Origin of the sequence: Sphingomonas sp. TDK1 (assembly GCF_001650735.1) — a bacterium.
GTDB lineage: Bacteria > Pseudomonadota > Alphaproteobacteria > Sphingomonadales > Sphingomonadaceae > Sphingomonas.
Genome location: NZ_LXVY01000002.1, coordinates 1 through 24896 on the forward strand (window position 1 = coordinate 1; position 24896 = coordinate 24896).

31 protein-coding genes are annotated in these 24896 nt (G+C 66.3%); 14 read left to right on the forward strand and 17 right to left on the reverse strand.

Annotated elements, in window-relative coordinates; genetic code table 11:
* Window positions 1-32: 32 nt before the first annotated feature.
* A complete protein-coding gene (locus tag A7X12_RS01205) occupies window positions 33-431 on the reverse strand; it encodes a MerR family DNA-binding protein (RefSeq protein ID WP_064309829.1) in 399 nt (132 codons plus the stop codon).
* A gap of 59 nt (window positions 432-490) precedes the next feature.
* Here A7X12_RS01205 and A7X12_RS01210 point away from each other — a divergent pair, with 59 nt between their 5' ends.
* From A7X12_RS01210 to A7X12_RS26105, 7 genes are all read left to right on the forward strand, one after another.
* Window positions 491-1249, forward strand: coding sequence for a glutaredoxin (locus A7X12_RS01210; RefSeq protein ID WP_064309996.1), 759 nt, complete (start codon window positions 491-493; stop codon window positions 1247-1249).
* Window positions 1250-1253: 4 nt separating this feature from the next.
* The gene (locus A7X12_RS01215) at window positions 1254-2576 is read left to right on the forward strand and encodes a hypothetical protein (protein WP_232318225.1); all 1323 of its coding nucleotides are present in this window, start codon (window positions 1254-1256) and stop codon (window positions 2574-2576) included.
* 50 nt (window positions 2577-2626) lie between these two features.
* Complete coding sequence (locus A7X12_RS01220) at window positions 2627-3907, forward strand: alkaline phosphatase family protein (RefSeq protein WP_232318227.1); 1281 nt, start codon at window positions 2627-2629, stop codon at window positions 3905-3907.
* Between the two features lie 42 nt (window positions 3908-3949).
* Window positions 3950-4399 (forward strand): MaoC family dehydratase, encoded by a 450-nt coding sequence (locus A7X12_RS01225; protein WP_064309830.1) that lies wholly within the window; start codon window positions 3950-3952, stop codon window positions 4397-4399.
* A 121-nt stretch (window positions 4400-4520) separates the two neighbouring features.
* Window positions 4521-4964 (forward strand): DUF1801 domain-containing protein, encoded by a 444-nt coding sequence (locus tag A7X12_RS01230; RefSeq protein WP_198161816.1) that lies wholly within the window; start codon window positions 4521-4523, stop codon window positions 4962-4964.
* Window positions 4965-5061: 97 nt separating this feature from the next.
* Window positions 5062-5706 (forward strand): hypothetical protein, encoded by a 645-nt coding sequence (locus A7X12_RS26100; RefSeq protein ID WP_232318228.1) that lies wholly within the window; start codon window positions 5062-5064, stop codon window positions 5704-5706.
* Between the two features lie 3 nt (window positions 5707-5709).
* Window positions 5710-6054, forward strand: coding sequence for an FUSC family protein (locus A7X12_RS26105; protein ID WP_269747789.1), 345 nt, complete (start codon window positions 5710-5712; stop codon window positions 6052-6054).
* A 10-nt stretch (window positions 6055-6064) separates the two neighbouring features.
* Here A7X12_RS26105 and A7X12_RS01240 read toward each other — a convergent pair whose 3' ends face one another.
* From A7X12_RS01240 to petA, 7 genes are all read right to left on the reverse strand, one after another.
* Window positions 6065-7384: a methyl-accepting chemotaxis protein gene (locus A7X12_RS01240; protein WP_064309831.1), complete on the reverse strand. Its 1320-nt coding sequence runs from the start codon at window positions 7382-7384 to the stop codon at window positions 6065-6067.
* Window positions 7385-7526: 142 nt separating this feature from the next.
* Entirely contained in the window at window positions 7527-7682 is a 156-nt protein-coding gene (locus A7X12_RS25355; RefSeq protein WP_157105463.1) for a hypothetical protein, read from the reverse strand.
* On the reverse strand, window positions 7667-8002 hold the full coding sequence (locus tag A7X12_RS01245; RefSeq protein ID WP_064309832.1) for a hypothetical protein: 336 nt from the start codon (window positions 8000-8002) through the stop codon (window positions 7667-7669). Before A7X12_RS01245 ends, A7X12_RS25355 begins: the two co-directional genes overlap by 16 nt.
* Before the next feature lie 88 nt (window positions 8003-8090).
* Window positions 8091-8633 carry an adenine phosphoribosyltransferase gene (locus A7X12_RS01250; protein WP_064309833.1) on the reverse strand — a complete coding sequence of 181 codons (543 nt, stop codon included), beginning with the start codon at window positions 8631-8633 and terminating at the stop codon, window positions 8091-8093.
* Window positions 8633-9469, reverse strand: a complete 837-nt coding sequence (locus A7X12_RS01255; protein WP_064309834.1) for a cytochrome c1 — start codon at window positions 9467-9469, stop codon at window positions 8633-8635. Before A7X12_RS01255 ends, A7X12_RS01250 begins: the two co-directional genes overlap by 1 nt.
* Before the next feature lie 14 nt (window positions 9470-9483).
* On the reverse strand, window positions 9484-10773 hold the full coding sequence (locus tag A7X12_RS01260) for a cytochrome b (protein ID WP_064309835.1): 1290 nt from the start codon (window positions 10771-10773) through the stop codon (window positions 9484-9486).
* A gap of 12 nt (window positions 10774-10785) precedes the next feature.
* Entirely contained in the window at window positions 10786-11370 is a 585-nt protein-coding gene (gene petA, locus A7X12_RS01265) for a ubiquinol-cytochrome c reductase iron-sulfur subunit (protein WP_232318232.1), read from the reverse strand.
* A 204-nt stretch (window positions 11371-11574) separates the two neighbouring features.
* Here petA and A7X12_RS01270 point away from each other — a divergent pair, with 204 nt between their 5' ends.
* Genes A7X12_RS01270 through A7X12_RS01280 form a run of 3 tightly spaced genes read left to right on the forward strand, consistent with a single transcriptional unit; the run spans window position 11575 to window position 13470 of the window.
* The gene (locus A7X12_RS01270) at window positions 11575-12018 is read left to right on the forward strand and encodes a tRNA (cytidine(34)-2'-O)-methyltransferase (protein ID WP_198161820.1); all 444 of its coding nucleotides are present in this window, start codon (window positions 11575-11577) and stop codon (window positions 12016-12018) included.
* 8 nt (window positions 12019-12026) lie between these two features.
* Window positions 12027-12869: an oxygen-dependent coproporphyrinogen oxidase gene (gene hemF / locus A7X12_RS01275; RefSeq protein WP_064310000.1), complete on the forward strand. Its 843-nt coding sequence runs from the start codon at window positions 12027-12029 to the stop codon at window positions 12867-12869.
* A gap of 4 nt (window positions 12870-12873) precedes the next feature.
* Window positions 12874-13470 (forward strand): GNAT family N-acetyltransferase, encoded by a 597-nt coding sequence (locus tag A7X12_RS01280; protein WP_064309836.1) that lies wholly within the window; start codon window positions 12874-12876, stop codon window positions 13468-13470.
* Here A7X12_RS01280 and A7X12_RS01285 read toward each other — a convergent pair.
* Together A7X12_RS01285 and A7X12_RS01290 are read right to left on the reverse strand one after the other, a co-directional pair.
* Entirely contained in the window at window positions 13437-14180 is a 744-nt protein-coding gene (locus A7X12_RS01285) for a hypothetical protein (protein WP_064309837.1), read from the reverse strand. The genes A7X12_RS01280 and A7X12_RS01285 overlap by 34 nt on opposite strands.
* Window positions 14177-15001, reverse strand: coding sequence for a hypothetical protein (locus tag A7X12_RS01290; RefSeq protein WP_157105464.1), 825 nt, complete (start codon window positions 14999-15001; stop codon window positions 14177-14179). The genes A7X12_RS01285 and A7X12_RS01290 overlap by 4 nt, the downstream gene beginning before the upstream one ends.
* Window positions 15002-15101: 100 nt before the next feature.
* Here A7X12_RS01290 and lipB point away from each other — a divergent pair, with 100 nt between their 5' ends.
* The 3 genes from lipB (at window position 15102) to A7X12_RS01305 (ending at window position 16931) form a co-directional block, all read left to right on the forward strand.
* Complete coding sequence (gene lipB / locus A7X12_RS01295; protein WP_064310002.1) at window positions 15102-15746, forward strand: lipoyl(octanoyl) transferase LipB; 645 nt, start codon at window positions 15102-15104, stop codon at window positions 15744-15746.
* Between the two features lie 104 nt (window positions 15747-15850).
* Complete coding sequence (locus A7X12_RS01300) at window positions 15851-16075, forward strand: hypothetical protein (protein WP_064309839.1); 225 nt, start codon at window positions 15851-15853, stop codon at window positions 16073-16075.
* Window positions 16076-16385: 310 nt separating this feature from the next.
* The gene (locus A7X12_RS01305) at window positions 16386-16931 is read left to right on the forward strand and encodes a hypothetical protein (RefSeq protein ID WP_332308496.1); all 546 of its coding nucleotides are present in this window, start codon (window positions 16386-16388) and stop codon (window positions 16929-16931) included.
* Window positions 16932-16989: 58 nt separating this feature from the next.
* Here A7X12_RS01305 and queE read toward each other — a convergent pair whose 3' ends face one another.
* The 4 genes from queE to A7X12_RS01325 form a co-directional block, all read right to left on the reverse strand.
* A complete protein-coding gene (gene queE / locus A7X12_RS01310) occupies window positions 16990-17622 on the reverse strand; it encodes a 7-carboxy-7-deazaguanine synthase (RefSeq protein WP_064309841.1) in 633 nt (210 codons plus the stop codon).
* Window positions 17619-18311, reverse strand: coding sequence for a 7-cyano-7-deazaguanine synthase QueC (queC, locus tag A7X12_RS01315; protein ID WP_064309842.1), 693 nt, complete (start codon window positions 18309-18311; stop codon window positions 17619-17621). The genes queE and queC overlap by 4 nt, the downstream gene beginning before the upstream one ends.
* A 148-nt stretch (window positions 18312-18459) precedes the next feature.
* Complete coding sequence (locus A7X12_RS01320) at window positions 18460-18891, reverse strand: hypothetical protein (RefSeq protein ID WP_232318233.1); 432 nt, start codon at window positions 18889-18891, stop codon at window positions 18460-18462.
* Window positions 18892-18971: 80 nt separating this feature from the next.
* The gene (locus tag A7X12_RS01325; RefSeq protein WP_064309843.1) at window positions 18972-19898 is read right to left on the reverse strand and encodes an Hsp33 family molecular chaperone HslO; all 927 of its coding nucleotides are present in this window, start codon (window positions 19896-19898) and stop codon (window positions 18972-18974) included.
* 384 nt (window positions 19899-20282) lie between these two features.
* Between A7X12_RS01325 and A7X12_RS01330 the strand changes: the two genes are divergently transcribed.
* A complete protein-coding gene (locus A7X12_RS01330; protein WP_157105465.1) occupies window positions 20283-21062 on the forward strand; it encodes a hypothetical protein in 780 nt (259 codons plus the stop codon).
* Window positions 21063-21104: 42 nt separating this feature from the next.
* Here the strand turns inward: A7X12_RS01330 and argF are convergent, their stop codons facing one another.
* The 3 genes from argF to A7X12_RS01345 form a co-directional block, all read right to left on the reverse strand.
* On the reverse strand, window positions 21105-22022 hold the full coding sequence (gene argF / locus A7X12_RS01335) for an ornithine carbamoyltransferase (protein WP_064309845.1): 918 nt from the start codon (window positions 22020-22022) through the stop codon (window positions 21105-21107).
* Between the two features lie 154 nt (window positions 22023-22176).
* A complete protein-coding gene (locus A7X12_RS01340) occupies window positions 22177-23373 on the reverse strand; it encodes an aspartate aminotransferase family protein (protein WP_064309846.1) in 1197 nt (398 codons plus the stop codon).
* Between the two features lie 121 nt (window positions 23374-23494).
* Window positions 23495-24895 carry a patatin-like phospholipase family protein gene (locus tag A7X12_RS01345; RefSeq protein WP_064309847.1) on the reverse strand — a complete coding sequence of 467 codons (1401 nt, stop codon included), beginning with the start codon at window positions 24893-24895 and terminating at the stop codon, window positions 23495-23497.
* Window position 24896 lies beyond the last annotated feature (1 nt).

A 24896-nucleotide genomic window follows, 5' to 3' on the forward strand; every position in this document is an offset into this window, starting at 1 on the left:
TTTTTACACAGCCTCGGGAGGATCCAGCCATCCTATCCCTCGAACGCCGTCAGGATCGGGCAAGGCCCTGCGCTGCCCGATCCGCACTCCCGCGCCAGCCGCGCCAATCCCTCTCGTGCCTGGACCAGATCGGCGATCTTCACGTCCAGCGCCGCGATCCGCGCTCGCGCCAGTTCTCTCGCGCGCGCCCGATCGTCGGTAGCGTCGAGGTCGAGCAGTTCGCCGATCTCCTCCAGGGTGAATCCCGCCGCCTGCGCCGAGCGGATGAAGCGCAGCCGCCGCACCTCGGCCTCGCCATAGCGGCGCACGCCCGCGTCGGGCCCGCCACCGCGTTCTGGCGTGGGGAGCAGGCCCCGTCGCTGATAATAGCGCACCGTTTCCACGCCCACGCCGCCGGCATCGGCAAGCATTCCGATCGTAAGCTGCGACATCGCTTGACTCCGTACTATGGTACGGCCCCTATATGGGGGGCGGACGCAAAGGAAGCATCATGCCATCCGCCTCGGAAAAAAGTGCAATTCTCTATCGTATGGTGATGGACAAACATGTCTGTCCCTGGGGCCTGCGCGCCCTGCATCTTCTGAAAAGCCACGGCTACATGGTCGACGATCGCCACCTCACCACGCGCGAGGAAACGGACGCCTTCAAGGAACGCCACAGCGTGTCGACCACCCCGCAGATCTTCATCGGCGAGCGCCGGATCGGCGGCCATGACGATCTTCGTCGGCATCTGGGCCTGAAGGTGCGCGATCCCAAGGTAAAGACCTATCGCCCTGTGATCGCGCTGTTCGCCATGGCCGCGCTGATGGCGTTGGCGGCGAGCCAGGCGGTGTATGCCACGCCGTTCACGATGCGCGCGGGCGAATGGTTCGTCAGCTTCGCGATGTGCCTGCTCGCGATGCTCAAGCTGCGCGACATCTCCAGCTTCGCGACGATGTTCCTCGGCTATGACCTGCTCGCGCGGCGCTGGGTGCCCTATGGCGCGATCTATCCCTTCGCCGAGGCGACGGCAGGCCTGCTGATGGCCGCGAACCTGTTGACCTGGTTCTCCGCCCCGCTCGCGCTGTTCATCGGCGGAATCGGCGCGGTGTCGGTGTTCAAGGCGGTCTATATCGACCGGCGCGAGCTGAAGTGCGCCTGTGTCGGCGGCGACAGCAACGTGCCGCTCGGTTTCGTGTCGCTTACCGAAAACCTGATGATGATCGCGATGGGCCTCTGGATGCTCGCGCGCACCGCACTGGGAGCCTGATCCGTTGCGCACCACCCTTACCGCCCTCGCCCTGTTTGCGCCCCTGCCTGCGCTGGCGCAGGAAGGTCACCGCATGCACGACATGGGCAGCATGCCCGCCGAACCGCCCCCGCAAGACCATGCCGCGATGGGGCATGCCATGGCAGACATGCCGATGGGCCAGCCGATGCCGATGATGCGCATGGGCGGATCGGATCACGCGACCGGCGGCTCGGGCACGTCCCTGCTTCCCCAAGCGGACGGTCCGATGCGCGGCATCATGCTGACACATGGCGACTGGATGGTGATGGCGCACGGCTATCTTTGGGGCGTCTACACCGATCAGGGCGGCAAGCGCGGCAGCGACGAGGCCTTTGTCGAATCCATGGGCATGCTGAGTGCCACCCGCGACTGGGGCAACGGCACTACGCTGCAGCTGCGCGCGATGGGCAGCCTGGAGCCCTCCATGGGCAAGCGCGGCTACCCCAATCTCTTCGCCAGCGGCGAGACCGCGAACGGCCAGCCGCTGATTGACCGCCAGCATCCGCACGACCTGTTTATGGAGCTGAGCGCTCGGGTCGACACGCAGGTCGCGCCCGGCACTCGCTTGTTCGTCTATGGCGGCCCCGTGGCCGAGCCCGCGCTCGGCCCCAGCGCGTTCATGCATCGTCGCTCGGCGCGCTATTTCGCGCTGTCTCCCATCGCCCATCATTGGTTCGACAGCAGTCACATCACCTATGGCGTCGTCTCCGGCGGCGTGCAGGCCGGGCGTGTGCAACTTGAAGGATCCTGGTTCAACGGCCGAGAGCCGGACGAGCATCGCTGGGACATCGATCCGATCAAGCTCGACAGCTGGAGCGTGCGCGCCAGTTGGTCGCCTTCGGACAATTGGGTGGCGCAGGTTTCGACCGGGCACCTCAAGAGCCCCGAAGTCACGCATCAGGGAGAGGATGAGCAGCGCACCACCGCCAGCCTCCACTACAGCACCGGTAAGGTTTCCGCGATGGTCGCCTATGCAGCCAAGCATCGCCTGCCGGGGCCCGTGCTGACCGCGTTCACTGCGGAGGCGAACTGGGATCTCACCCGTCACCACAGTTTGTTCGGGCGGGTAGAGAACGTCGCCAATGACGAGCTTTTCCCCGACCATGACGATCCGCTGCACGACCGCAAGTTCCGCGTGACCCGGTTCGAGGGCGGTTATGCCTATCGCATTCCTATCGCCGGCAAGGCCGAACTGGCACTGGGCGGATCGGTGGCGGCCTATGCGAAGCCGGCTGCGCTGGATATGGCGTATGGCAAGGCTCCGGTGAGCTATACGCTGTTTGCCCGGCTGGGGCTGGGGCAATAGCGGGGGGTGCGGGGGGAACTCCGGTCTTCCCCCCGCAACGAATCCGGCGCATGGCGCGTGCCATGCGCTGGTCCTCCAGAATCGTCGCCGCCGCGCTCGTCGCGATCCTCCAGGCTTGTGCCACCCCGCCCGCGCAGACCCCGCCCCCGCCCGCCGCCATCGCCGAGACGCGGCCGCCGGTGACGATCCTGATCTCGATCGACGGCTTCCGCGCCGACTATCTTCAGCGCGGCGTGACGCCCAATCTCCTCCACCTCGCGGCGGAAGGCATCACCGGTCCGATGCGCCCGAGCTTTCCGAGCAAGACCTTCCCCAACCACTGGACGCTGGTGACCGGCATGGTGCCCGATCATCACGGCATCGTCGGCAATCGCATGGAGGATCCCGCGCATCCGGGGGAGACCTTCACCACCGCCAGCGACGCGCCCTATTGGTGGAACGCCGCCGCGCCGATCTGGGTCGAGGCGGAAAAGGCGGGCATCCGGACCGGCACCGTATTCTGGCCGGGGGCCAACGTCGCCTGGGGAAGCACCGCCATCAAGGCCGATCACGGTGACTATCCCGGCGGCACGCGCCCGCGCGATTGGCTACAGTACAACCAGGCGATTAGTGACACCCAGCGCGTCGACACCGCGCTCGACTGGCTGCGCCGCCCCGCCGCCGACCGCCCACGCTTCGTCACGCTCTATTTCGACCGGGTCGACATGGTCGGCCATACGCACGGCCCCGATTCGCCCGCAGTGACGCAGGCCGCCGCGCAGGTCGATGCGAAGATCGGCATGCTCCTCCAGGGCCTGGCGGCGCTCCACCAGCCCGCGAACCTGATCGTCGTCTCCGATCACGGCATGTCGGAAACCAGCGATACGCGCGTAGTTCCGCTCGGCCTGCCCAAGGATAGCTATCACCTGATCGAGGCCGGTCCCTTCGCCGCGCTGAATCCGCTGCCCGGCAAGGAAGCGCTAGTCGAAAAGGCGCTGCTGGGCCGCCATCCGCACATGGAATGCTGGCACAAGGCAGAGATCCCCGCGCGCTTCCGCTTCGGCTCCAATTCCCGCATCGCGGCGATCTTCTGCCTCGCCGACCCGCGCTGGTTGATCGTCGAAAAGCTGCCCGACACCCCCTTCACGCATGGCGAACATGGCTATGACAATCGCGCGCCGGACATGGCTGCGCTGTTCGTCGCCGCCGGTCCCGCCTTCCGCCACGGCACCGTACCCGCCTTCGACAATGTCGACATCACCCCGCTGTTGCGCGACCTGCTCGGGCTGCCGACCAGGCCAGGTCTGGATGGCGACGACGCCCCGTTCCAGGGACTGCTCCGGTCACGCTGAATCCGCTTGCCAGTGTCTGGTTTCTGATTGAAACTCGTCGCCATGCGTACCTTCGACGACATCCAGGTAGGCGACCGCGCAAGCTTCGGCCGCTACGAAGTCACTCGCGACGAAGTACTCGATTTCGCTCGGAAATACGATCCCCAGCCCTTTCATCTCTCGGACGAGGCGGCGGCCAGGACGCATTTCGGGCGACTAGCCGCGAGCGGCTGGCACACCAACGCGATGACGATGGCGATGCTGGTCGCGCACCACCAGGAGGAACCGATCGCCAGCCTGGGCGCGGCAGGTATCGACGAGCTGCGCTGGCTGAAGCCGGTTTATCCGGGCGACGTGCTCCGCTGCGAAACCGAGGTGCTGGAGGCCCGCGCTTCCCAGAGCCGCCCGGAAATGGGCATTGTCCGCAGTCGGATGACCACCTTCAACCAGAAGGATGAACCCGTCCTGACCTTCGTCGCGAACGCGCTGGTAGCACGACGCAAGGCCGACTGAGCGCCGGGTCCCAAGCCGGGAGGCGCTTGCACCTCTGAGTTTAGCCCGCATTTGGTCCAATGCCCCTTTTTGCGGGATTTGGGCCGGCAGACCTGCCGCGATTCCAGCGCTATAGAAGGATGTGCAGTTCCGGGGCCGACGCAGCCCCGAGATCCTGCTTGGGAGGGAGCATAGCCATCGCTACCGGACACCTACCGAGGAGATCGACGCGCAGATCGCCGCGCTCTCCGGTTGGAGGGGCACATTGCTGGCCAAGGTCCGGCGTCTGATCCATGAGGCGCTGCCGGGCGCGCAGGAGGAGGTGAAGTGGCGCAAGCCCAGCAACCCGGGGGCGTGCCCGTCTGGTCGCATGGCGGCATCCTCTGCACGGGCGAGATTCTACAAGGACAAGGCGAAGCTCACCTTTGCGCGGGGTGCGGTGCTGCCGGATCCGGCAGGACTGTTCAACGCCAGCCTCGACGCCGGCACCCACCGCGCAATCGACCTGCGGCAAAGCAATGCGATCAACGAAGCCGCTTTCCGCACGCCGATCCGGGCCGCCGCCGACGAGAACCATAGGGCATGAGCGCCAGTCGTCTCCCCTCGCCGCTGCTCCGCGCGTTACTGGCCATAGATCGCACCGATCCGGGTGGCCGATTGCGCTCGCCATCGGGGTGCTCGGCATGGCGGTGCCGGTCGCTGTCGGCCTGTTGCTGGGGCGCGTCGATGCCGGCTTCCTGATTGGGCTGGGCGCCGTGCTGCTCGTGGGTGGAACGAGCAACGACGCGGTATCCGGCGGCAGCCCTGCCCTGCATCTGGTCGCCATGGCGCTTCCGGCACTGGTGGCGGTGGCCGCGGCGACGTTGATCGCTGCGTTGCCGTTGCCGGACCCGGCGCTCATCCTCCTCGTGGGCGGTGCCGCACTGTCGGTCAATTACAGCCGCCCACTCGCGGCGGCGGCGATCCGCTTCAACATCTATTGCGTGCGGGGCTTCACGCTGGTCGAGGGGAGCGCCGCCCATCGCACCAGCGCAGCGCTAATCTTCAGCTGCGGCGCTTTGTGGAACATCGGACTGCGCCTGATGCTGGACTATCGCCGTCGAGGGGAACCCGCTCCGCCTCACCCAGCACGCCGTCAGCCGACGTCAAACCAGCGCCGCGCGCATTTCCGCAAACAACTGCGGAGCCTGACCGGGTGGCAATTTCCAATGCGACTGGCGATCGGCCTGGCACTGGCAAGCATGGTGCGCCACGCAGATCCAGCCCATCATTTCGGCTGGACCTTGCTGACCGTCGCGCTGCTCACCGAAAACGCGGTTGCCCACTAGCCCGTGAAGACGCTCCAGCGACTGGTGGGGCCGGTCGGAGGCGTTGCCTTGGCCGCGCTGATCTTCGCCGTCGCAAACGGACCGATCGCCCTCGGCATCACCGCTGCTGTGCTGGGGGCGCTGGTGCCGGTCGCACGCATGCGCAGCTACCTGCTCTACGCAATCCTTTCGGCGCCGCTGATCCTGGTGGTGCAGGACATCGGCAAGCCGATTCAGGCGAGCCTGCTGATCGACCGGCTGGTGGCGACGATGATCGGCGGGGCGATCGTCATTGCGCTGAACATCGCCTTTGATCGCCTGTTCACCCTCGCGCCCCCCACGCCACACCGAGCCAGCCCGAAAGGTTGAAGGGCCGCCCTCAAGCGGCCAGCAGCGGGCCCTTGGCCGACGGCATATGCCGCTTCGCTGCCCCGCGTTCCAGCTTGAAGGCGCCGGTCTGTCCGCTAAGCACTTCCACTTCACGCAGCAAATGGGTGGTTGCAGCGGAGGTCTCCTCGACCATCGCCGCGTTCTGCTGAATGCCTGTCTCGATCGAAGTGAGCGCGCCCGAAACCGAACTGGTTGCCTGGGCCTGCTCGCGACTGGCGCGGGCGATTTCGTCGGCGCGGCGAGCAGTATCTTCGGTCGACGCCTCGATGACTTGAAAGGCTTCATCGATCAGCCCTACCGCCGAGACGGCCGTACCGATCTCGTCGCGGGCGCGCGTCAGCTGTTCCTTGGCGCTGGCCGATTCCGTTTCCGCCCGCAGCGCGAGCGCGCTCACCAGATCAGCAACGACTGCGAAGCCCCGCCCCGCTTCGCCGGCCCGGCCCGCTTCCACCGCAGCGTTCATCGCCAGCACCCGCGTTTGGAAAGCGATCTTTTCAAGACCTTCGATGACGCCATCGATGGCACGCGAGCTTTCGGTTACCGCATCCATGGCCACGGTGGCGGCGGTGGTGCGATTGCGCCCCTCTGTGACTGCGGTGCGGGCCGACTGGCTGGCGGCAAGCGACTGGTCGGCAGCCGCGGCGGTCTCCCGCACGCTGCTGGTGATCTGCTTCACCGCCACGGCAGTATGGCTTAGCTCGCCTGCCGCCTGTTCGGTGCGGCGCGCAAGATTACCGGACGCCTGCGCGATCTCGCGGCTTCCGGTCTCGATTGACTGGGTGCTTTCCATGAGCGCATCGATCAGGTCACGCAGACGATCGATGGCGCCATTATAGCCGAGCTTCAAATCGCTGAACTCGTCGGGATAATGCTCTACGATCTTCGCACTGAGATCGCCGTCCGCCAGCCGCTGGAAATAGACGCCCATGCCGCGCACTACTGCCGCATGTTCCTTGGCGAGCGCGTTCATCTCAATCTGCGCCTCTGCCGCGCGCTTGAAGCTGGCCATCGCGCGCGTCAGGCGACCCACACAATCGGTGAACTCGGTATAAGCAATCGGACTCTTGAGGTCACCCGCCGCCAGCGCCTCCATGCGGACCACCGTGGTCACGTAGGGGACAGCGATTGCCTCCCGTAGCCACCATGCACTGACTAAAGCGACAAGGGTAATGGCTGCATCGATCTCCAGCGAGGTGGACCATGGCAACAGGGCGTCGACGATAGTGACCGTGAGAAGATACGCGACGAACAACCCAAAGGCTATGAGCAGCTTCAGACGAATCGGCGCATTTGCCTTGAACCACCCCATAAACACCTCGATGCTTTGATCTCTGTCAAAGCATCATAGGAAAATAAACGTCGTAACATTCCGCAATGCACCAAGAGGTATTTTTACGGAGAACATCTCTACAACTCGTTGCTTTTGCGAAATTATATAGCGGATCGATAGTTCAATAACGCTCGCCACATGCGGCAGCGTGTCGATCTTGATCGAAGCCTTGACCTTTCGACGCATCAAGAATTTCGTAGCTGAAATATCGACAGCGTGGTTGAAAGTGAATCGCCTTTAATTCACTTTCATCTGAAACAATCAGCGGCGGCGCCATCCACCTGTTCGTCCACGAAAATCACGCCAGTTGTTACGCCAGCGCTGATCGCCGCGCCAGGTGTTGCGGCGGTGTTCCCAATAGGCACGCTGACCCTCACTCCAGGCGTGGCGGTGCCGGTAGCGGTCATAGACGTACACGCCGGTGCCGGGGTAGTAATAGTCGTCGTTCCAGCCCCAATAGGGGTTGCCCCAGCCGCTATTGTACCCGACCGCGACGCGCGATCCGCCATAGCCATAGCCGCCGTCCATACAGCCGCCCAGCGCCGCGGCACCGCTCAGCAGCACCGCGCCGACCAGAGACTTCACACCCATGTGCATGTTCACGCTCCTTACCGGAGGCGCGCGGCGGGGTCAGGCCCGGCGCGCCCCTAGGCAGCGGAAGCGCGCAGGGGCCGAATGCGTTCCCTCAATGCCCTTCGAACGCGACGAGCGCCGACACGGCGATCCCGTCGCTGCGCAGCGCATCGGCCCCGCCGAGATCGGGCAGATCGACGACGAACGACGCCTGGACCACTTCCGCCCCCGCCTTGCGCAGCAGCCGCACCGCCGCGCGCGCCGTACCGCCGGTGGCGATCAGGTCATCGACCAGCAGCACCCGGGCACCGGGCACCAGCGCATCGGCATGGATGGCGATCCGGTCGGTGCCATATTCGAGCGCGTAATCCTCCGCGATCGTGGCACCCGGCAACTTGCCGTCCTTGCGGATCAGCAGCACGCCGGTGCCGAGCCGCACCGCCAGCGCCGCGCCGAACACGAAGCCACGCGCCTCGACCCCGGCGACGAGATCGACCTTGCCGTCGACCTGCGCGGCCATCTTCTCGATCGTCAGCCGCAGCCCCTCGGGATCGAGCAGCAGCGTGGTGATGTCGCGAAACAGGATCCCCGGCTTCGGAAAGTCGGGGATCGTGCGAATGCGACTGCGGATGTCTTCGTTCTGCTGGATGTCCATCAATGCTTCATGCCGCGCCAAACCGTGAGGTACGCGCCATAGGCGAGCACGGTGGCAAACAGCAAGAAGATCACGACCGCCACGCCCGCCTGGTGGCGCACCTGCAGCGTCGGCTCGGCGGTCCAGACGAGGAAGGCGGAGACGTCCTTCGACATCTGGTCGACCGTTGCGCGGGTGCCGTCGTCGAACTGGACCTGGCCGTCGCTCACCAGCGGCGGCGGCATCGCGATGTTGAGATTGGCGAAATAGGGATTGAAGTGCATGCCCTCGGGCGTCTTCATCGCCTCCGGGAACTGCGCCGCCTTCGCCGCATCGGGCTTCTCGCCATAGCCGGTCAGCAGCGAATGGACATAGGCAGCCCCGTCATGCCGCGCCTTGGTGATCAGGCTGAGGTCCGGCGGATTGCCGGTGCCGGCATAATAGACCTTGGGGATATGGTCCGACGGGATGTTGTCGCGCTCGCCCCAGGTGCCGGCCTTTTCGTCGAACACCGGCTGCTTGTTCGCCCATTCCTTGGCGATCTTCTTCACCTGCGCGTCGCTGTACCCCAGGTCCTTGAGGTTGCGGAAGGCGATCATGTGCAGCGAGTGGCACGCCGCGCAGACTTCCTTGTACACCTTGAAGCCGCGCTGGAGCTGGGCGGTGTCGAACTTGCCGAGCGGCCCGTTCGAGGGGAGGTCCAGTTCCTTCGGATGCTTGTGCAGCGCCTGTTCGGCGGTCTGCTTGGGCGGCTCCTTGATGAGCCCCGTGATGCTGCCCAGCAGGGCGAGCAGCAGCACGAAGACGAAGCCGCCACCAATCAGGAACTTGATCGAGCGAAAGAAGATCGACGTCATGGTTCCCGGCCCCCTTATGCCGTCGCCGCGGTGGCGGTGATGCGCGATCCGCCTTCATCCCCGAGCACCGCTTCGGTGATCGAGTTGGGCAGCGGGCGCGGCGTCTCGATCCGCGAGATGATCGGCACGATGATCAGGAAGTGCGCGAAATAATAGGCCGCCGCGATCTGGCTGGTAATCACGTAGAACGGCTCCGCGGGCGAACCGCCGCACCAGCCGAGGATCAGCACGTCGGCGACCAGCACCCAGAAGGCGATGCGGTACATCGGCCGGTAATTGGCCGAGCGGACCGGCGAGCGATCGAGCCAGGGCAGGAAGAACAGCAGCACGATCGAGCCGAACATCGCCAGCACGCCCCACAGTTTCGCCGGCAGGATGAAGTCCGCGGTGAAGGCGCGCAGGATCGCGTAGAAGGGCCAGAAATACCATTCGGGCACGATGTGCGCAGGCGTCGAGAGCGGGTTGGCCGGGATGTAATTGTCCGGATGGCCCAGATAATCCGGGTAGAAGAAGATCAGCGTCGAGAACAGGATCAGGAAGATGCCGACCCCGAAGCCGTCCTTTGCGGTGTAATAGGGGTGGAAGGGCACCGTATCCTGTTCGCCCTTCACCTCCACGCCGGTCGGGTTGTTCGACCCCGGGATGTGCAGCGCCCAGATATGCAGGATGATGACGCCCGCGATCACGAAGGGCAGCAGATAGTGGAGCGAGAAGAAGCGGTTGAGCGCCGCATCGTCCGGCGCATAGCCGCCGAGCAGCCAGATGCGGATCCAGTCGCCGACCACCGGGATCGCCGAGAAGAAGCCGGTGATCACCTGCGCGCCCCAGAAGCTCATCTGCCCCCAGGGGAGCACATAGCCCATGAAGGCGGTGGCCATCATCAGCAGGAAGATCACCACGCCGAGCAGCCACACCATCTCGCGCGGCGCCTTGTACGATCCGTAGTGGAGCCCGCGGAAGATGTGGATGTACACCACGACGAAGAACATGCTGGCGCCGTTGGCGTGGGCGAAGCGCAGGAACCAGCCCGCGTTCACATCCCGCATGATCGTGCCGTTGACCGAATCGAAGGCCCCGGCGGCCGAGCTGTGGAAGTGCATCGCCAGCACGATGCCGGTGACGATCTGAATCACCAGCGAGAGCCCGGCAAGGATGCCGAAGTTCCAGAAGTAATTCAGGTTGCGCGGCACCGGATAGCCGGCGCCGATCGCGTTATAGACGAACCGCGGCAGCGGCAGCCGATCGTCCACCCATTTCATCACCGGGTTTTTCGGCTCGTAATGGCGCGCCCAGGGAAAGCTCATCCAGGTCTCTCCTCACCCAACAACGACGACCGTGTCGGACGTGAAATTATATTTTGGTACTTCGAGATTCTTCGGTGCCGGCCCCTGCCGGATGCGGCCGGCCGTATCATAGGCCGAGCCGTGGCACGGGCAGAAATAGCCGCCGAACGGCCCGCGATTCTCGCCCTCGCCCGCCCCCAGCGGCACGCAGCCGAGATGCGTGCACACGCCCAGCGTAATCAGCCAGTTCTTGTGGCCTTCCTTGGTGCGCTGATCCAGCGTCTGCGGGTCGCGCAGGCTGGAGACCGGCACCGCATCGGCCTGGGCGATCTCCGCCGGCGTCAGGTTGCGCACGAACAAGGGCTGCTTGCGGAAGCTGGCCTTGATCGCCTGCCCCGGCTCGATCGCCGCGAGATTGACCTCGGTGGTCGACTGCGCCAGCACGTCGGCCGACGGATTCATCGAGTTGACGAGCGGCAGCACCACCACGCCTGCGCCGACGGCCGCGACGGCCGGGGCGGCGTACAGCAGATAATCGCGACGACGGGGATTCTGTAGAATTTCGCCGCCAGGGCCTATGGTCTGATCGGGAGTAACGCCTTCTTCAAACGTTGCCATGCTCTAGCCCTTGCACTTCGGAACACTTCCGCGAGAAAGCCGCGGAGAGGGGAACGCGGACGAAACGAAGCTCAGTGCCGGCCGGGTTTCCGGTGGCTATCCTAAGTTTGATAGACGGCGCAATGCAGCTTTGCCAACAGGGTTTTTCATATTCTTGTCTCCAAGGCCTTAATGTTGCACTGCAAAATGACTTGCCCATCCACAATTCGCGTCGCGTTGTTCCAGCCTGAAATTGCAGGCAATGTCGGCACTATCTTGCGGCTGGCGGCCTGCATGGGCGTGGCGGTGGACCTGATCGAACCTATGGGATTTCCCTGGGGCGATCGCGCCCGCAAGCGCGCGGCGATGGACTATGCGCCGGACATGGTGCGGCACGCCGATTGGGAGGCGTTCGCGGCGCGACTGCCCGGCCGGCTGGTGCTGTTCACCACGCGCGGCGGCACCCGGCTGCCCGAAGCGCGGTTCGAAGCCGGCGACACGCTGCTGTTCGGCGCCGAGAGCAGCGGCGTGCCCGATTTCGTGCACGGCCGCGCCGATGCTGCAGTGCGAATACCGCTTCGCCCGGAGCTCCGCTCCTTGAACCTCGCGGTTGCAACGGGCATCGGGCTCGCCGAAGCGCTCCGCCAGACCGAAGGATTTCCCCAGTGACCGACGCAGTGATCCCGCTCGACGACCAGCAGCAGCGCGCCCGCACCTGGTTCGAAGCCTTGCGCGATTCGATCTGCGCCGAATTCGAGGCGATCGAGCGCGAGGCCGGCTCGGACGCCGCGTTCGACTATCTCGCCTGGGACCGGGTCGACGCGGGCGGCGCGCCCGGCGGCGGTGGCGTGCGCGGGGTGATGAAGGGCCGGGTGTTCGAAAAGGTGGGCGTCAACGTCTCCACGGTCGGCGGCGCGTTCGAGGGCGATTTCGCCAAGACCATTCACGGCGCGGGCGAGGATCCCAGCTTCTTCGCCACCGGCATCAGCCTGGTCGCGCACATGGCGAACCCGCATGTGCCCGCGGTCCACATGAACACGCGCTTCCTGACGACCACCAAGCGCTGGTTCGGCGGCGGCGCCGATCTCAACCCGCCCTTGCCCTATGCCGAGGACACCGCCGACTTTCACGCCCGGCTGCAGGCGGCGTGCGACGCGCACGATCCGGCCTATTATCCGCGCTTCAAGGCATGGGCGGACGACTATTTCTATATTCCGCATCGCAAGGTGCATCGCGGCGTGGGCGGCATCTTCTACGATCATCTGGAAAACGACTGGGAAGCGGATTTCGCCCTTACCCAGGATGTCGGCCGCGCCTTCCTGGATATCTATCCGAAGCTGGTGCGGCGGCGGATGGACCAGCCGTTCGACGACGCCGATCGTCAGCGCCAGCTCGAATGGCGGGGTCGCTATGCCGAGTTCAACCTGATCTACGATCGCGGCACGCTGTTCGGCCTCAAGACCGGCGGCAATGTCGACGCGATCCTGATGAGCCTGCCGCCGATGGCCGCCTGGAGCTGAGCCCATGGGCCTGTTGCCCGTCGCGGACGACCACCTCGCCACCATCGTCACCGCGCTGGAGATGCGCGCGCGGCCCAGGCCGCGGCCGATGCCGCCCTCCCCGTTCCGGCTGGTCCACTGGCCCGCGCCCGACAGCGAGAAGTATCGCGCGCTGTTCCGCCGGGTGGGCGGGCCGTGGCTGTGGTTTTCGCGATTGGTGATGGAGGACGCGCGGCTGCGGGCGATTCTCGACGACCCGCAGGTCGCGGTCTACGCGGTGGTGGATCGCGGCGGCGTCGAGGTCGGCATGCTGGAGCTCGATTTCCGGACGCAAGCGACGTGCGAACTGTCCTATGTGGGGCTGGTGCCGGAGATCACCGGCAAGGGCCATGGCGCCTGGCTGATGGCGCAGGCGCTTGCCGCTGCGTGGCGCAAGGACGTGGCGCGCGTGTGGGTGCATACCTGCACGCTCGACCACCCCGCGGCGCTCGGCTTCTACCGTCGGCACGGATTCGTGCCGTACAAGCGCACGATCGAGACTTTCCCCGATCCGCGCCTGCTCGGCGTGTTACCGGCGGACGCGGCGCCTCACATCCCCTGCCTGGGCTCGGTCGCGCGATAGGCGGCGACCCGGAGGATCACCAGCGCGGTCCACACGCCCGCGCCGATCACCGACAGCAGCAGATAGCCGAGGAACTCGGGCAGCGGGCCGCCGCCCGCCGCCGTCGCGATCAGGCCGGTGACGATGCTCGACACCGCCATCGCGCCGATACCGGCGACGAAGATGATCGCCGCGACGAGCAGGAACAGCAGCCAGGCGATGCCGCCGCTGCGCACCCAGCCCTGCCGGAAGGCCTGGATCAGCCCGGCCTCCGGCCGCGCCGCGAAGGCGGGCGCGGCAAGCCAGGTGCGCGCGAAGAGGAACAGCCCCGGCGCGATGAACAGCGAGAAGCCGAGCTGGAAGGCGATGCTCACCGCCACCTCGATCAGCAGGAAGGGGAACAGCCGGCGCAGCGCCTGCGCCAGCACCTGGCCCAGCGTATCTCCGTGGCCCCGCAGATACAGGTTGAACAGCGCGAAGATGCCGTAGTCGACCGCGAGATAGGCCAGCATGAGCGGCACGACGTTCGCCGAGACGAACTTCTGGTAGAAGGCGAGCAGTGCCGCCTGGTCCGACAGCGATTCCAGCTGCGGGGCGCCCTGCACCATCAGCAACAGGATGCCGAGGCTGGGCAGCAGGAAGAACAGGCCGGCGACCGGCAGCACCAGCGTGCGCTCGCGGTCCCACAACAGCTTGGCATCGGCGAACAGGCCGGCAAGGCGGAGCGTCATGCGGGCCACACCGAATCACTGGTCGTCAGCGCGACGTAGAGCTTGCCCTCGAAGGCGGCGAGCAACAGCATCACCACCGCCTGGATGCAGGTGGTGACGATCGCGGTCAGCAGGAAGGCCGTGGTCAGCCCGCCCCCGCCACCGAACAGCAGCGTGAAGACGCTGCCGAACACGGTGCGCGCGGCAAGCCGGGCGATGCCGCCGACCAGCGCGAACAGCAGCAGCATGCCGAAGATGCGCCAGCCATGGCGTCGGGTCAGGGTCCAGGAGCGCCGGATCGCGCCGAACAGCGCGCCTTCGCGCAGCACCACCGCGTTGATCAGGATCAGCCGGGTGAGCGCGATCAGCAGCACCGGCGTCAGCACCAGGACATAGAGTGCCACCATGCTCGAGGTCTGCGCGTCGACCGTCATCGCGCCGGCCTGCCCCGCCGCCATCGCCGCGATGTCATAGCCGCGCGCGGCAAGGAGCAGCGGCACCGGGACCGCGAGCAGCGCCGCCGCCAGCCCCAGCACGATCGACACGATCACCGTCGCCGGCAGCCGCCGGACCGCCAGCCCCCCGGCGGTGCCCACGCTGCCCTCCCCCGTCGCCAGCGCGATGATTGTCAGCGATCCCCAGACCGACGGCAGCGACAGCAGCAGCACGATCGCGCCGAGCACGACGCGCGCGCCATAGCCGGCCGTGCCGGAAAGGACCTGCAGCCAGGTGCTGACCACGCCCGGCACGACGAACGCCGCCAGCGCCACCGTCGCCAGCGCTCCGAAGCGCTCGCCGACGAACGCCGAGGTCCGGTCCCAGACGATACCCATTTTTGCCATGCGGCGAAGTCCTTGCGTGAGGGACCCGGGGTGTTAGCCGGGGGGCTGCCGCTTGCCAATGCTTGCCTTGGGCGCAGGAAGGGAGCAAGCGGCGCCGATCATGCACGAAACCATCGAATGGCGGGTCGAACCCCAGCCGATCGACTATGCCGAAGCCCATGCCGCCATGGAGGCGCGCGCCGCCGCCGTTACGGCGCATACCGCGCAGGAGCTGGTCTGGCTGCTCGAACATCCGCCCGTCTACACGGCCGGCACCAGCGCCGATCCCGCCGAGATGCTCGATCCCCGCTTCCCGGTGCACCGCACCGGACGCGGCGGCCGCTACACCTATCATGGCCCCGGCCAGCGGATCGGCTATGTCGTGCTCGACCTGCGCGAACGCCGGCGCGACGTGCGCAATTATGTGCACGCGATCGAGGGCTGGGTCATCGCGGCGCTGGGGGACTGCGGCATCGAGGCGTTCCGCGCGCCGGGGCGGATCGGCATCTGGACGCTCGACCGCGGCGTCGAGGCGAAGATCGGCGCGATCGGGGTGCGCATCCGCCAATGGGTGACGCTGCACGGCTTCGCGATCAATCTGGATCCGGACCTGACGCATTTTACCGGCATCGTACCCTGCGGAATCGCGGAATTCCCCGTCACCAGCGCCGCCGCGCTGGGCAAACCGATTGCGACGGAACGATTCGATCAAGCCCTGCGCGCCACATTTTTGCCATTTTTGGACGCTCTGGATCGCGCGGGATAAATTCGAGTCTTGAGGGTGTCCCCCGAACCGTCTAATGTCCAGCACGGTTTGGGTATTAACGGCGGACAAGCGTCGTCCAAATCCATTATCTAGGGAGCTATTACATGCGTGCAGTCCTTTCGAAGATCGTTGCTGGTTCGATGATCGCCGGTGCGGCCCTCCTGGCCTCGGCGTGCACCAGCAACACCGAGACCAACGTCAACAACACCACCGAAGTCGTGGCTCCGGAAAACACCACCGACGCTTCGGTCACCAACGTTGACGTCGCTGCGCCGGTTGACAACGCCGTTGTCGACAACGCGACGGTGAACGCTTCGAACGCGATGTAATCATCGCGCTTTTTGCGTGAACTACGAAAGGGCCGCCCGGGTGACCGGGCGGCCCTTCTCGTTTCGGTACCGCGCCCGCCTGCGAACCCACGGATCGTCGTGTTTGAAAAAAAGGGGCTTGGGCGACGAATCGAAACGCCCTAACGAACATCTCTCATAGCGGTATCAAGAGGATGGGATGCTCGGTCGGCGTATCACTTTGGGCATGGCTGCCCTCGCGGCAATGTGCGTTTCGGCGCCTGCATCGGCGCAATTCTTCTTCAAATCGGTCGATCTTTCGGGTCCCCCGGTCACCGGCACCGAGCCGGGGATGATCGCCCAGGCGCTGCCTGGCGCCTCGCCGGCAGAATTGCGGGCGGCGTTGGTGTGGAGCCTGCGCGCGGCGCTCAACGTTGCTGCACTGCAATGCAAGTTCGAACCGACATTGCTGGCGGATGACAACTATGTCGCAGCCCGCAAAGATCATGAGGAAGAGTTCAATAAAGCGTACGATACGCTTGAGAAATATTTCCTAAAAACGATGAAGACGAAGAAGGCCGCGCAGAATGCGCTCGACGTGTTCTCGACCCGCGTCTATTCCAGCTTTTCGACTGTCTCCGGTCAGCTGTCTTTCTGCCAGACGACTGCCTCAATCGGCCAGGACGTGGTGTACGCACCGCGCGGGACGGTAGGCGACGTGGCACAACGCCGGATGCGCGAGCTGCGCGAGAGCCTCAAGGCCTGGGGCGAGCAGCATTTCCGCACCCGCCGCGTGACCTTCGTCTGGCCGGTCCTGCGCCCGCTGCCGCAGTTCGGCAACGACAAATGCTGGCGGAACGGCGAGTACCAGGCCCGCAAGTGCGGATCCTTGGGCTGAATCAAACCCAAGCCGAGACAAAAAAGGGGTGGCCGCCGCGCCACCCCTTCTTTTTTGCTCAGCGCAGGCCCAGCAGCTTGTGGGTTTGCAGCGTCAGCCGCCAGCGCGGCCGCTCCATCGCCACCGCGATCGCCGCGCGCGTGTTCGCTTCGGCCTCGGCGCTGTCCATCGGCTGGATCAGGAAATGGGCGAAATCCCAGCCCTCGATCGCCTCCAGGTCGCTGCCCGGCTGCGGCCAGACCAGCTTGAGCTCGTCCCCGCGCCGCTGCACGACCTCGCTCCCCGCCTTGGGGCTGATGCACACCCAGTCGATGCCGGGATGCACCGGCAGCGTGCCGTTGCTCTCGATCGCGATGCGGAAGCCGCGGGCGTGGAGCGCGTTGACCAGGGCGTCGTCGATCTGCAGCATCGGCTCCCCGCCGGTCAGCACGACGAAACGCGCCTCCCGGCCCGGCCCCCAATGCCCCTCGACCGCGTCCACCAGCGCCGTCGCATGCTCGAACCGGCCGCCGCCGAGCCCGTCCATGCCCACGAAATCGGTGTCGCAGAAGCGGCATATCGCCGTCGCCCGATCTTCTTCCCGGCCCGACCACAGATTGCAGCCGGCGAAGCGGACGAACACCGCCCGCGCCCCGGCGTTGATCCCCTCCCCCTGCAGGGTCAGGAACATCTCTTTGACGGCGTAGCTCATGGGTGGGTGGCGTAGCGGGTCGGATCGGGCAACCCCGCTTCCTCGAACCCGCGCGACCGCAGCCGGCAGCTGTCGCACAGCCCGCAATGCAGCCCCTCCGGGGTCGGGTCGTAGCAGGACCAGCTGAGCCCCGCATCAAGCCCGAGCCGCGCCGCCTCGCGGACGATATCGGCCTTGCTCATGGTCTGGAGCGGGGCCTGGATGCGGAAAGGCTCGCCTTCGACACCCGCCTTGGTGGCCAGTTCGGCGAGCTTCTCGAACCCGGCGATGAACTCGGGCCGGCAATCCGGATAGCCGGAATAATCGAGGGCATTGACGCCGATATACAGGTCCCGTGCCCCCGCCGCTTCGGCCCAGCCGAGCGCGAGGCTGAGGAAGATGGTGTTGCGCGCCGGCACATAGGTAATCGGAATGTCGCTGCCGACGCCGGTCTTCGGTACGTCGATATCGGCGGTGAGGGCGGAGCCCCCAAAGGCGCGCAGATCCAGCGCCAGGACGACGTGGCGCTCGGCGCCGAGCATGGCGGCGATCTTCGCTGCCGCTTCCAGCTCCACCTTGTGACGCTGGTTATAGTCGATCGAAAGCGCGAGCAGGCGATGGCCGTCCTCGCGTGCACGCGCGGCGGAAACCATCGAATCGAGTCCGCCCGATACCAGGGCGATGGCGATGCTTTGAGTCATCGGGGCCATCTAGGGACTTTCGTCGGCAAAAAAATGGCCGCCCCCGAAGGGACGGCCCGGAAAGGATAGAAATGGGAAAACCAAAGCCAGAGAGAGACATCTCCCTGGGACCATTTCCTTATACCCTCAATGCGTTAACGAATGGTAACCAACGGCGTCAGGAACAGTCCCCGATGCGCTTCGCGTCATAGGTTTCCGAAAAAGGCTGGCCGTCGATCACGCCTTGCGTGTCCACCGTCACCTGGCGCGGCGTATCGACGGTGATGCGGGTGAGCATGGTGCCGTGCCCGCTGCACACGCTGCGCACGGTGGCGCGGCTGGCGGCGCTTTCCATCACCACATGCTGGCAGGGCGTGGTGACGCGTTCCGGGCGGAGCACCTGATAGACATCGCGGACGCACATCGTGCGCTCATTGCCCTCGCTGTTCCGCGCGGCCCATTTGCCCTTCTGGATGCTGTTGAGCGCCGGAATATCCAGCGGACGCGCGCCGCTCGCGCCCGTCGGCTGCTGTTGCGCGGCGGCGCTTGCCGTCACCAAAACCAGTCCGGCCACCGCCGTCAGACGCACCCACGCCACTCGCTTGCTCACCCGTTCAAACTCCAAAACGGGGACGGTGCCGCTCCCACGACACCGCCCGCCGATTCACATATCATAGGAGGATTGCGGCTTTACAACGACGGCGGAACGAAATCGGCAAGCGCCACCGGGAACTGCTTCGAGCAGAAGGCGCAATCGACCTTGATCACGCCGCCCTCGTCGGCCATCGCCGCCCGCTCTTCCTCGGGGAACTTGGCGAGCACCTGCTGGATATAGTCCGCCCCGCAGCGGCAGCCGCGCGACAGATCATGCCCGGCGAGCATGCGCACCTCGCTTTCCTCGTTGAACAGCCGCCACACCAGCCCTTCCAGCGGAATCGCCGGATCGGCCAGTTCGTCGGCGCCCATCGTGCCGCCCAGCGCCTCGACATGCTGCCATTCGGGATGGTCGAGCCGCACGTGCAGCCGCTCGCGTCCCACCTCGCCCTCGGGCAGATGCTGGAGGAACAGGCCGCCGGCGATCGTCCTGCCGGTCGCCTTGTCCTTGCGCACGCCGAGCCGCACCAGCGTCGGGATCTGTTCCGACTGGAGGAAATAGCTCTGCGCCGCCTCGGCGATCGAGGCGCCTTCCAGCGGCACGATGCCCTGATAGCGCTCCTTGGTGGCAACCTGGTCGAAGGTCACCGCCAGATAGCCGCCGTTGAACAGCGCCGAGAGCGACGGATTCTTGCCGAGCTGGCTCAGCCGCTTGGCATCGAACTGGACATAGCCGCGCAGCTCGCCATTCTTGTAGTCGCACACCATCAGGCTGACGATGCCGCGCTGGGTCTGCGCCTGCAGCGTCATCTGCCCTTCGGCATCCTTGAGCGTGCTGCCGAGCAAAGCGGTCAGGGTCAGCGCCTCGGCCAGCAGCTTCTCGATCGGTGCGGGATAGGCATGCGCCGAGAGGATCTCGTTCAGCACCGGGCCCAGCCGCGCGACGCGGCCGCGGACATGGCGCTCGGGGATGGCAAAGCCGGTCACGCGATCGAGATCGGCGGCGGGAACGGGGTTGGTCACGGTTCGTCTCCGGCATTCGTTTGCGGCCGCGAGAAGTCAGGGGGACTCCGCGCGCTCCGACGAACGCATTTTCTGGGTTCGGAGGTGTAAATAGGGGCTTTGCGGCGGGAAACAATGTGGGCCGCGGCCGGGGCGGCGGGGGGTGAAGTTGAGGAAGTTCAGGGGCTCGCGCGATTGCATGCGCGGCGTGGGCCGCCACCGGGACGCGATGCATCGGGCCGCGTCCGCCCCTGGCGGCGCACGAGCGGGACAGGCATGAAAAAGGGCGCGAAACAGAACTTATTGGGAAACGCGGACGATAGCCATAAGTCTGCGCCGCCGTCCTCCGTAGAAACCGCATGCGAAGTGAACAGCAGTGCGCGACTTCATCTATATGACGTAGATATGAAGATACCGACGCTCTCCTTCGCTGCTCTTGCCACCGCCGTGCAGCCGCGCGGTGCCGGGCCAGGATCGACTGCCGGGGCATCCCCGTCCAAGCAGGAGGAGATGGCTGCGCGCAAGTTGCAGCAGGCGAAGGACGCCGTCGCGACTCTCAAGACGATCAAGACCAAGACCAGCGACAGCCAGAAGGCCCAGGCCGCGCAGAAGGTGAAGGAGCTGAAGGCGCGGCTCCAGGCGCTCAAGCTGCTCTATGCCAATGACCCGAAGAAGCTCGCCAGGGCCGCCGCGCAGATCGCGCGCGAGCTGGCGGGTGCGGTGAAGAGCTATGTCAGCGCGGGCGGCAGCACGATGGATCTGGGCGGCGCCGATGCGGGCGATGCCGCGGCCGGCGCTGCCGCCCCGGCTGGCGCGGAAGAGGGCACGGCTCCGGCAGGTCCGGAGTCGGCAGAGGCCGGGCAGCCCGCGGAAAGCACGCCAACGCAGGGCGATGCCGCCGAGGCCACGCCGGCCAAGCCCGGCGACCCCGCGCCCGCTACCAGCAAGGCGCAGGAGGAGAAGAGCGCGAACGATCGGGCGCGGGCCAAGGCCGATGCCGACTTCAAGGACGACGTCCGCGATCTGGCGCGGGCGCTGAAGGCGGCGCTGCGCCGGCAGGGCGCCAGGCACCGCGACGATGACGACCAGCGCTCGGGCGAACAGGCGCTGGCGACGGTCGATCAGGCCATGGGGGCATTGCCGATCGCCGATGCCGGCGCAGTGAGCGCGCTGGCAGGGATTTGAGCCCAGATCCTCTCCCGCCGGGGGGGGAGGATTAGACGTCCCTCAAAGTTGCCCGAAGCACCAGCGCAGGACGGATTTCTGCGCGTGGAGGCGGTTCTCCGCTTCCGGCCAGATCAGCGATTGCGGCCCGTCGATCACCGCGTCGGTGACTTCCTCGCCGCGATGCGCGGGCAGGCAGTGCAGGAAGCGGGCGTCGGGCTTGGCGGCGGCCATCAGCGCCGCGTCGACCTGGAACGGCATCATCGCCTTGAGCTTGGTTTCGGCATGGGCCTGGCCCATCGAGATCCAGGTATCGGTGACGATGATGTCGGCGCCCTCCACCGCCTCGCGCGCGGTGCCGACCACGCGGGCGCGGCCCTTGCCTCGCGCCACGTCGGCGTCGCTCGGCTGATAGCCCTGCGGGCAGGCGGCGACGACGTCGAACTGCATCAGCCCGCCGGCTTCCATGATCGAGGCGAGGACGTTGTTGCCGTCGCCCAGCCAGGCCACCTTCAGGCCCGGCAGCGCCTTGCCGCTCTCGAGGATGGTCAGCAGATCGGCCATGATCTGGCAGGGGTGCGAGGCATCGGTGAGGCCGTTGATCACCGGCACGCTGGCATATTTCGCCATGTCGATCACCTTCTGGTGATCGTCGGTGCGGATCATGATCGCGTCGACATAGCCCGAGAGCACGCGCGCGGTATCGGCGATGCTCTCGCCGCGACCGAGCTGCATCGAGCCGGCGTCCATCACGATGCTGGTGCCGCCGAGCTGGCGGATCGCCATGTCGAACGAGACGCGGGTGCGGGTGCTGTTCTTCTCGAAGATCATCGCCAGCACATGGCCGGCGAGCGGGGCGTCGGCATCGGCCTTGCCCTTGGGCCAGCCGGCACGCGCGGTCTTGCGGGCCATCGCGTCGTTCAGCATCGCCGCGATCGCGTCGGGGCCGGCATCGGTGAGATCGATAAAGTGGCGGGTCATGCTTTCCTCCCTCGCGTCAGCAAGGGGAGGGAACTGCCGGCGACGCCCGAGGTGGAGGCGATCCTCGCACCATCAATGCATCGCGCGGGGAAAGCCCCCTCCACCATGCTGCGCATGGTCCTCCTCCCCCGGCTCGCGCGGGGGAGGAAACACTTCAGTTGGCGGGTGCGGGTGCGAAGCTGCGCGCGCCCGCGCTCAGCTTGTCGACCGCCTCGGCGATGTGGCTTTCGTCGATCACCAGCGGCGGCAGCACGCGGAACACGTTCTCGCCGGCCGCCACGGTCAGCAGCCCGTGATGGTCGCGCAGATGGGCGACGAAGTCGCGGCTCACCACGCTGTCCTTCATCTTGATGCCGAGCATCAGGCCCTTGCCGCGAATCTCCTCGAACAGGTGATCGTGGTTCGGGATCAGCTGCTCGAAGGCCTGGCGCAGCCGCTCGCCCATGCGGGTGACATGCTCGAGGAAGCCGGGCTCCTCCATCACGTCGAGCACCGCCTGGCCCGCGGCCATCGCCAGCGGGTTGCCGCCATAGGTGGACCCATGGGTGCCGGCGACCATGCCCTTGGCCGCTTCCTCGGTGGCGAGGCACGCGCCCAGCGGGAAGCCGCCGCCGATGCCCTTGGCGACCGTCATGATGTCGGGCGTGATGCCGTAATGCTCATAGGCCCACATCTTGCCGGTCCGGCCATAGCCGCACTGGATCTCGTCGAGGATCAGCAGCAGGCCGTGCTCGTCGCAGGCCTTGCGCAGCCCCTGGATAAACTCGGGCTTGCCGGCGGTCATGCCGCCCTCGCCCTGGATCGTCTCCACCAGAAAGCCTGCGGTCTCGCCATCGATCTTGGCGAGCGCGCCCGCGAGATCGTTGAACGGCACATAGTCGAAGCCCGGCAGCAGCGGCTCGAAGCCGTCGCGCATCTTACCCTGATCGGTCGCCGAGATCGCGCCCAGCGAACGCCCGTGGAAGGCGTTCTTGAAGGTGATCAGCTTGTGCCGCTGCGGGTTGCCATTGGCATGGTGATAGCGACGCGCGGTCTTGATCGCGCACTCGATCGCCTCGACGCCCGAATTGGTGAAGAACACCGTATCGGCGAAGCTGTGCTTCAGGATCCGCTCGGCCAGCGCCTCGCCCTGCGGCGAGCCATAGAGGTTCGAGACGTGCATCAGCGTGGCGGCCTGGTCGGCGATCGCCTTCACCAGATGCGGGTGGCCATGGCCCAGCGCGTTGACGGCGATACCGGCGGCGAAATCGAGATAGCGTTCCCCTCGTTCCCCGATCAGGTAGCAGCCCTCGCCTCGCACCGGCCGCACACCGCACCGCGGGTAAACGGGCATGAGCGGGGTGATGGTCATGGGAACGATACTCCTTACGAAGAAAAAGGGTTGGAAAAACTCCAGAAACGCAAAAGGGCGACCTATCCGGGCCGCCCGCTGCGCTGTTTACGGCCCAGCGGGGCCACAGGTCAACCTGCCTTTAGTGCGGGGGCGAGACGCGGTGATTCCACTGGCCGGCGGCCCCGCGCGATCGACCGTAATCGGCGGTACAGGCCATGTACCAGGGGTAGAATTGCAACGGCTTGGCCCTGGCGTCGATCGCCTGCCAGGCCGCGCAGGGCTTGCCGTTGAAGACATGGTCGGCGGGCTGCTCGCCGCCCGAGACGCCGGACGCGCTGAGATAGGCCATGTCGAGCCCGCCCCTGGCGATGCCGAGCGCCTCCACCTCCGCCGCCGAGAAGCGATAGACCTGGGTTTCCAGCAGATCGACCGCGCGCAACGCCGCCGTCACCGCGGACCAGCGCTGCATCGGCTGGCCGGTGCCGCTCCAGGGCCCTGCGTCCATCGTCGTGTTCACCATCAGCGTGACGTGCCCCTGCCCGTCGCCCCCCGCACCCCGCAGCGCAGCCGTCACCGGTTGCAGGAACATGCCGAAACGCGCGCCGCCATCCATGTACATTTCGGTGCTGCGCACGGTCTGGAGCGTGATCGGCGGCACCCCCGGCGGCACCGAGGAGGACGCGAGCAGTGCGTCGACATAGCAGCCCTGCAGCCGCGCCAGTTCGGCAGGGGAATCGGTCGAGAGCGTGCGCGCGGCCAGTTCGGTCATGTCGATGCCATAGCCTTCGCCGTCGTCGAGGCTGCTTACCCCGACGAACAGCTGCCGCTTCTGGTCGCGCCACTCGCGGCCGACCGCCTGCAGGGTGCCGATCGTCATGATCTTGCCCAGCCGGGCCCGCAGCGGCGCGAAGCTGGCGGTGGACCCCCTGAGCAATGCGCCCATCGCCGCGCCGCCTGCGCGCTTGCGCAACAGGTCCGCTTCCCGCGCGATCGAATAAGCGAGGACGAGATCGCCGACATTCGAGCTGCCCGGCTTCACCACGAAGCCGGTGGCCCCCTGCTTCCCGGACAATGGTCCGTCGACCCAGTCATAGTCGGTGCGGTCCGCGGGCACGGGCTGGTTGGCGAGGAACAACAAGGTGCTCTGGAGCGAGCCGGTGCTGACGCCCGTCACGATGTCCCAGCTGGGCAGGCTTCCCATGCCGTAGAAGAAGCCGGCGCCGAACGCGCCATGCTGGCCGCCGCCGCTGAGCGCCAGGAACTGATCGGACGAGGCCCCCGCCTTGGCAGCCTCCGCCCCGAGCAGCGGCGCGCGTCGCGCGCGGCGTTCGCGCAGCAGTGCGCCGATGCGGGCATCTGCGGGTTCCTGGACCGCCGTCGCCAATCCATCGATCCGCGCCGATGTCCGCCAGCGCGGGCCGACGGTGAGCGGCACGACCTGATAGTTGCAGCCCAGGATGGGCTTGGGCCGCGGCTGGCTGCATCCGGCCAGCGACAATCCCGCGGCGACGAGCACCGCCAATGAACGCAGTAAATGCATG

Coding starts and splice junctions, on each gene's coding strand:
- A7X12_RS01205 (WP_064309829.1), bottom strand. CDS start 431: ATGTCGCAGCTTACGATCGGAATGCTTGCCGATGCCGGCGGCGTGGGC.
- A7X12_RS01210 (WP_064309996.1), top strand. CDS start 491: ATGCCATCCGCCTCGGAAAAAAGTGCAATTCTCTATCGTATGGTGATG.
- A7X12_RS01220 (WP_232318227.1), top strand. CDS start 2,627: ATGGCGCGTGCCATGCGCTGGTCCTCCAGAATCGTCGCCGCCGCGCTC.
- A7X12_RS01225 (WP_064309830.1), top strand. CDS start 3,950: ATGCGTACCTTCGACGACATCCAGGTAGGCGACCGCGCAAGCTTCGGC.
- A7X12_RS26100 (WP_232318228.1), top strand. CDS start 5,062: ATGGCGGTGCCGGTCGCTGTCGGCCTGTTGCTGGGGCGCGTCGATGCC.
- A7X12_RS01240 (WP_064309831.1), bottom strand. CDS start 7,384: ATGGGGTGGTTCAAGGCAAATGCGCCGATTCGTCTGAAGCTGCTCATA.
- A7X12_RS25355 (WP_157105463.1), bottom strand. CDS start 7,682: ATGGCGCCGCCGCTGATTGTTTCAGATGAAAGTGAATTAAAGGCGATT.
- A7X12_RS01245 (WP_064309832.1), bottom strand. CDS start 8,002: ATGCACATGGGTGTGAAGTCTCTGGTCGGCGCGGTGCTGCTGAGCGGT.
- A7X12_RS01250 (WP_064309833.1), bottom strand. CDS start 8,633: ATGGACATCCAGCAGAACGAAGACATCCGCAGTCGCATTCGCACGATC.
- A7X12_RS01255 (WP_064309834.1), bottom strand. CDS start 9,469: ATGACGTCGATCTTCTTTCGCTCGATCAAGTTCCTGATTGGTGGCGGC.
- A7X12_RS01260 (WP_064309835.1), bottom strand. CDS start 10,773: ATGAGCTTTCCCTGGGCGCGCCATTACGAGCCGAAAAACCCGGTGATG.
- petA (WP_232318232.1), bottom strand. CDS start 11,370: ATGGCAACGTTTGAAGAAGGCGTTACTCCCGATCAGACCATAGGCCCT.
- A7X12_RS01280 (WP_064309836.1), top strand. CDS start 12,874: ATGGGCCTGTTGCCCGTCGCGGACGACCACCTCGCCACCATCGTCACC.
- A7X12_RS01285 (WP_064309837.1), bottom strand. CDS start 14,180: ATGACGCTCCGCCTTGCCGGCCTGTTCGCCGATGCCAAGCTGTTGTGG.
- A7X12_RS01290 (WP_157105464.1), bottom strand. CDS start 15,001: ATGGCAAAAATGGGTATCGTCTGGGACCGGACCTCGGCGTTCGTCGGC.
- lipB (WP_064310002.1), top strand. CDS start 15,102: ATGCACGAAACCATCGAATGGCGGGTCGAACCCCAGCCGATCGACTAT.
- A7X12_RS01300 (WP_064309839.1), top strand. CDS start 15,851: ATGCGTGCAGTCCTTTCGAAGATCGTTGCTGGTTCGATGATCGCCGGT.
- A7X12_RS01305 (WP_332308496.1), top strand. CDS start 16,386: ATGATCGCCCAGGCGCTGCCTGGCGCCTCGCCGGCAGAATTGCGGGCG.
- queE (WP_064309841.1), bottom strand. CDS start 17,622: ATGAGCTACGCCGTCAAAGAGATGTTCCTGACCCTGCAGGGGGAGGGG.
- queC (WP_064309842.1), bottom strand. CDS start 18,311: ATGGCCCCGATGACTCAAAGCATCGCCATCGCCCTGGTATCGGGCGGA.
- A7X12_RS01330 (WP_157105465.1), top strand. CDS start 20,283: ATGAAGATACCGACGCTCTCCTTCGCTGCTCTTGCCACCGCCGTGCAG.
- argF (WP_064309845.1), bottom strand. CDS start 22,022: ATGACCCGCCACTTTATCGATCTCACCGATGCCGGCCCCGACGCGATC.
- A7X12_RS01340 (WP_064309846.1), bottom strand. CDS start 23,373: ATGACCATCACCCCGCTCATGCCCGTTTACCCGCGGTGCGGTGTGCGG.
- A7X12_RS01345 (WP_064309847.1), bottom strand. CDS start 24,895: ATGCATTTACTGCGTTCATTGGCGGTGCTCGTCGCCGCGGGATTGTCG.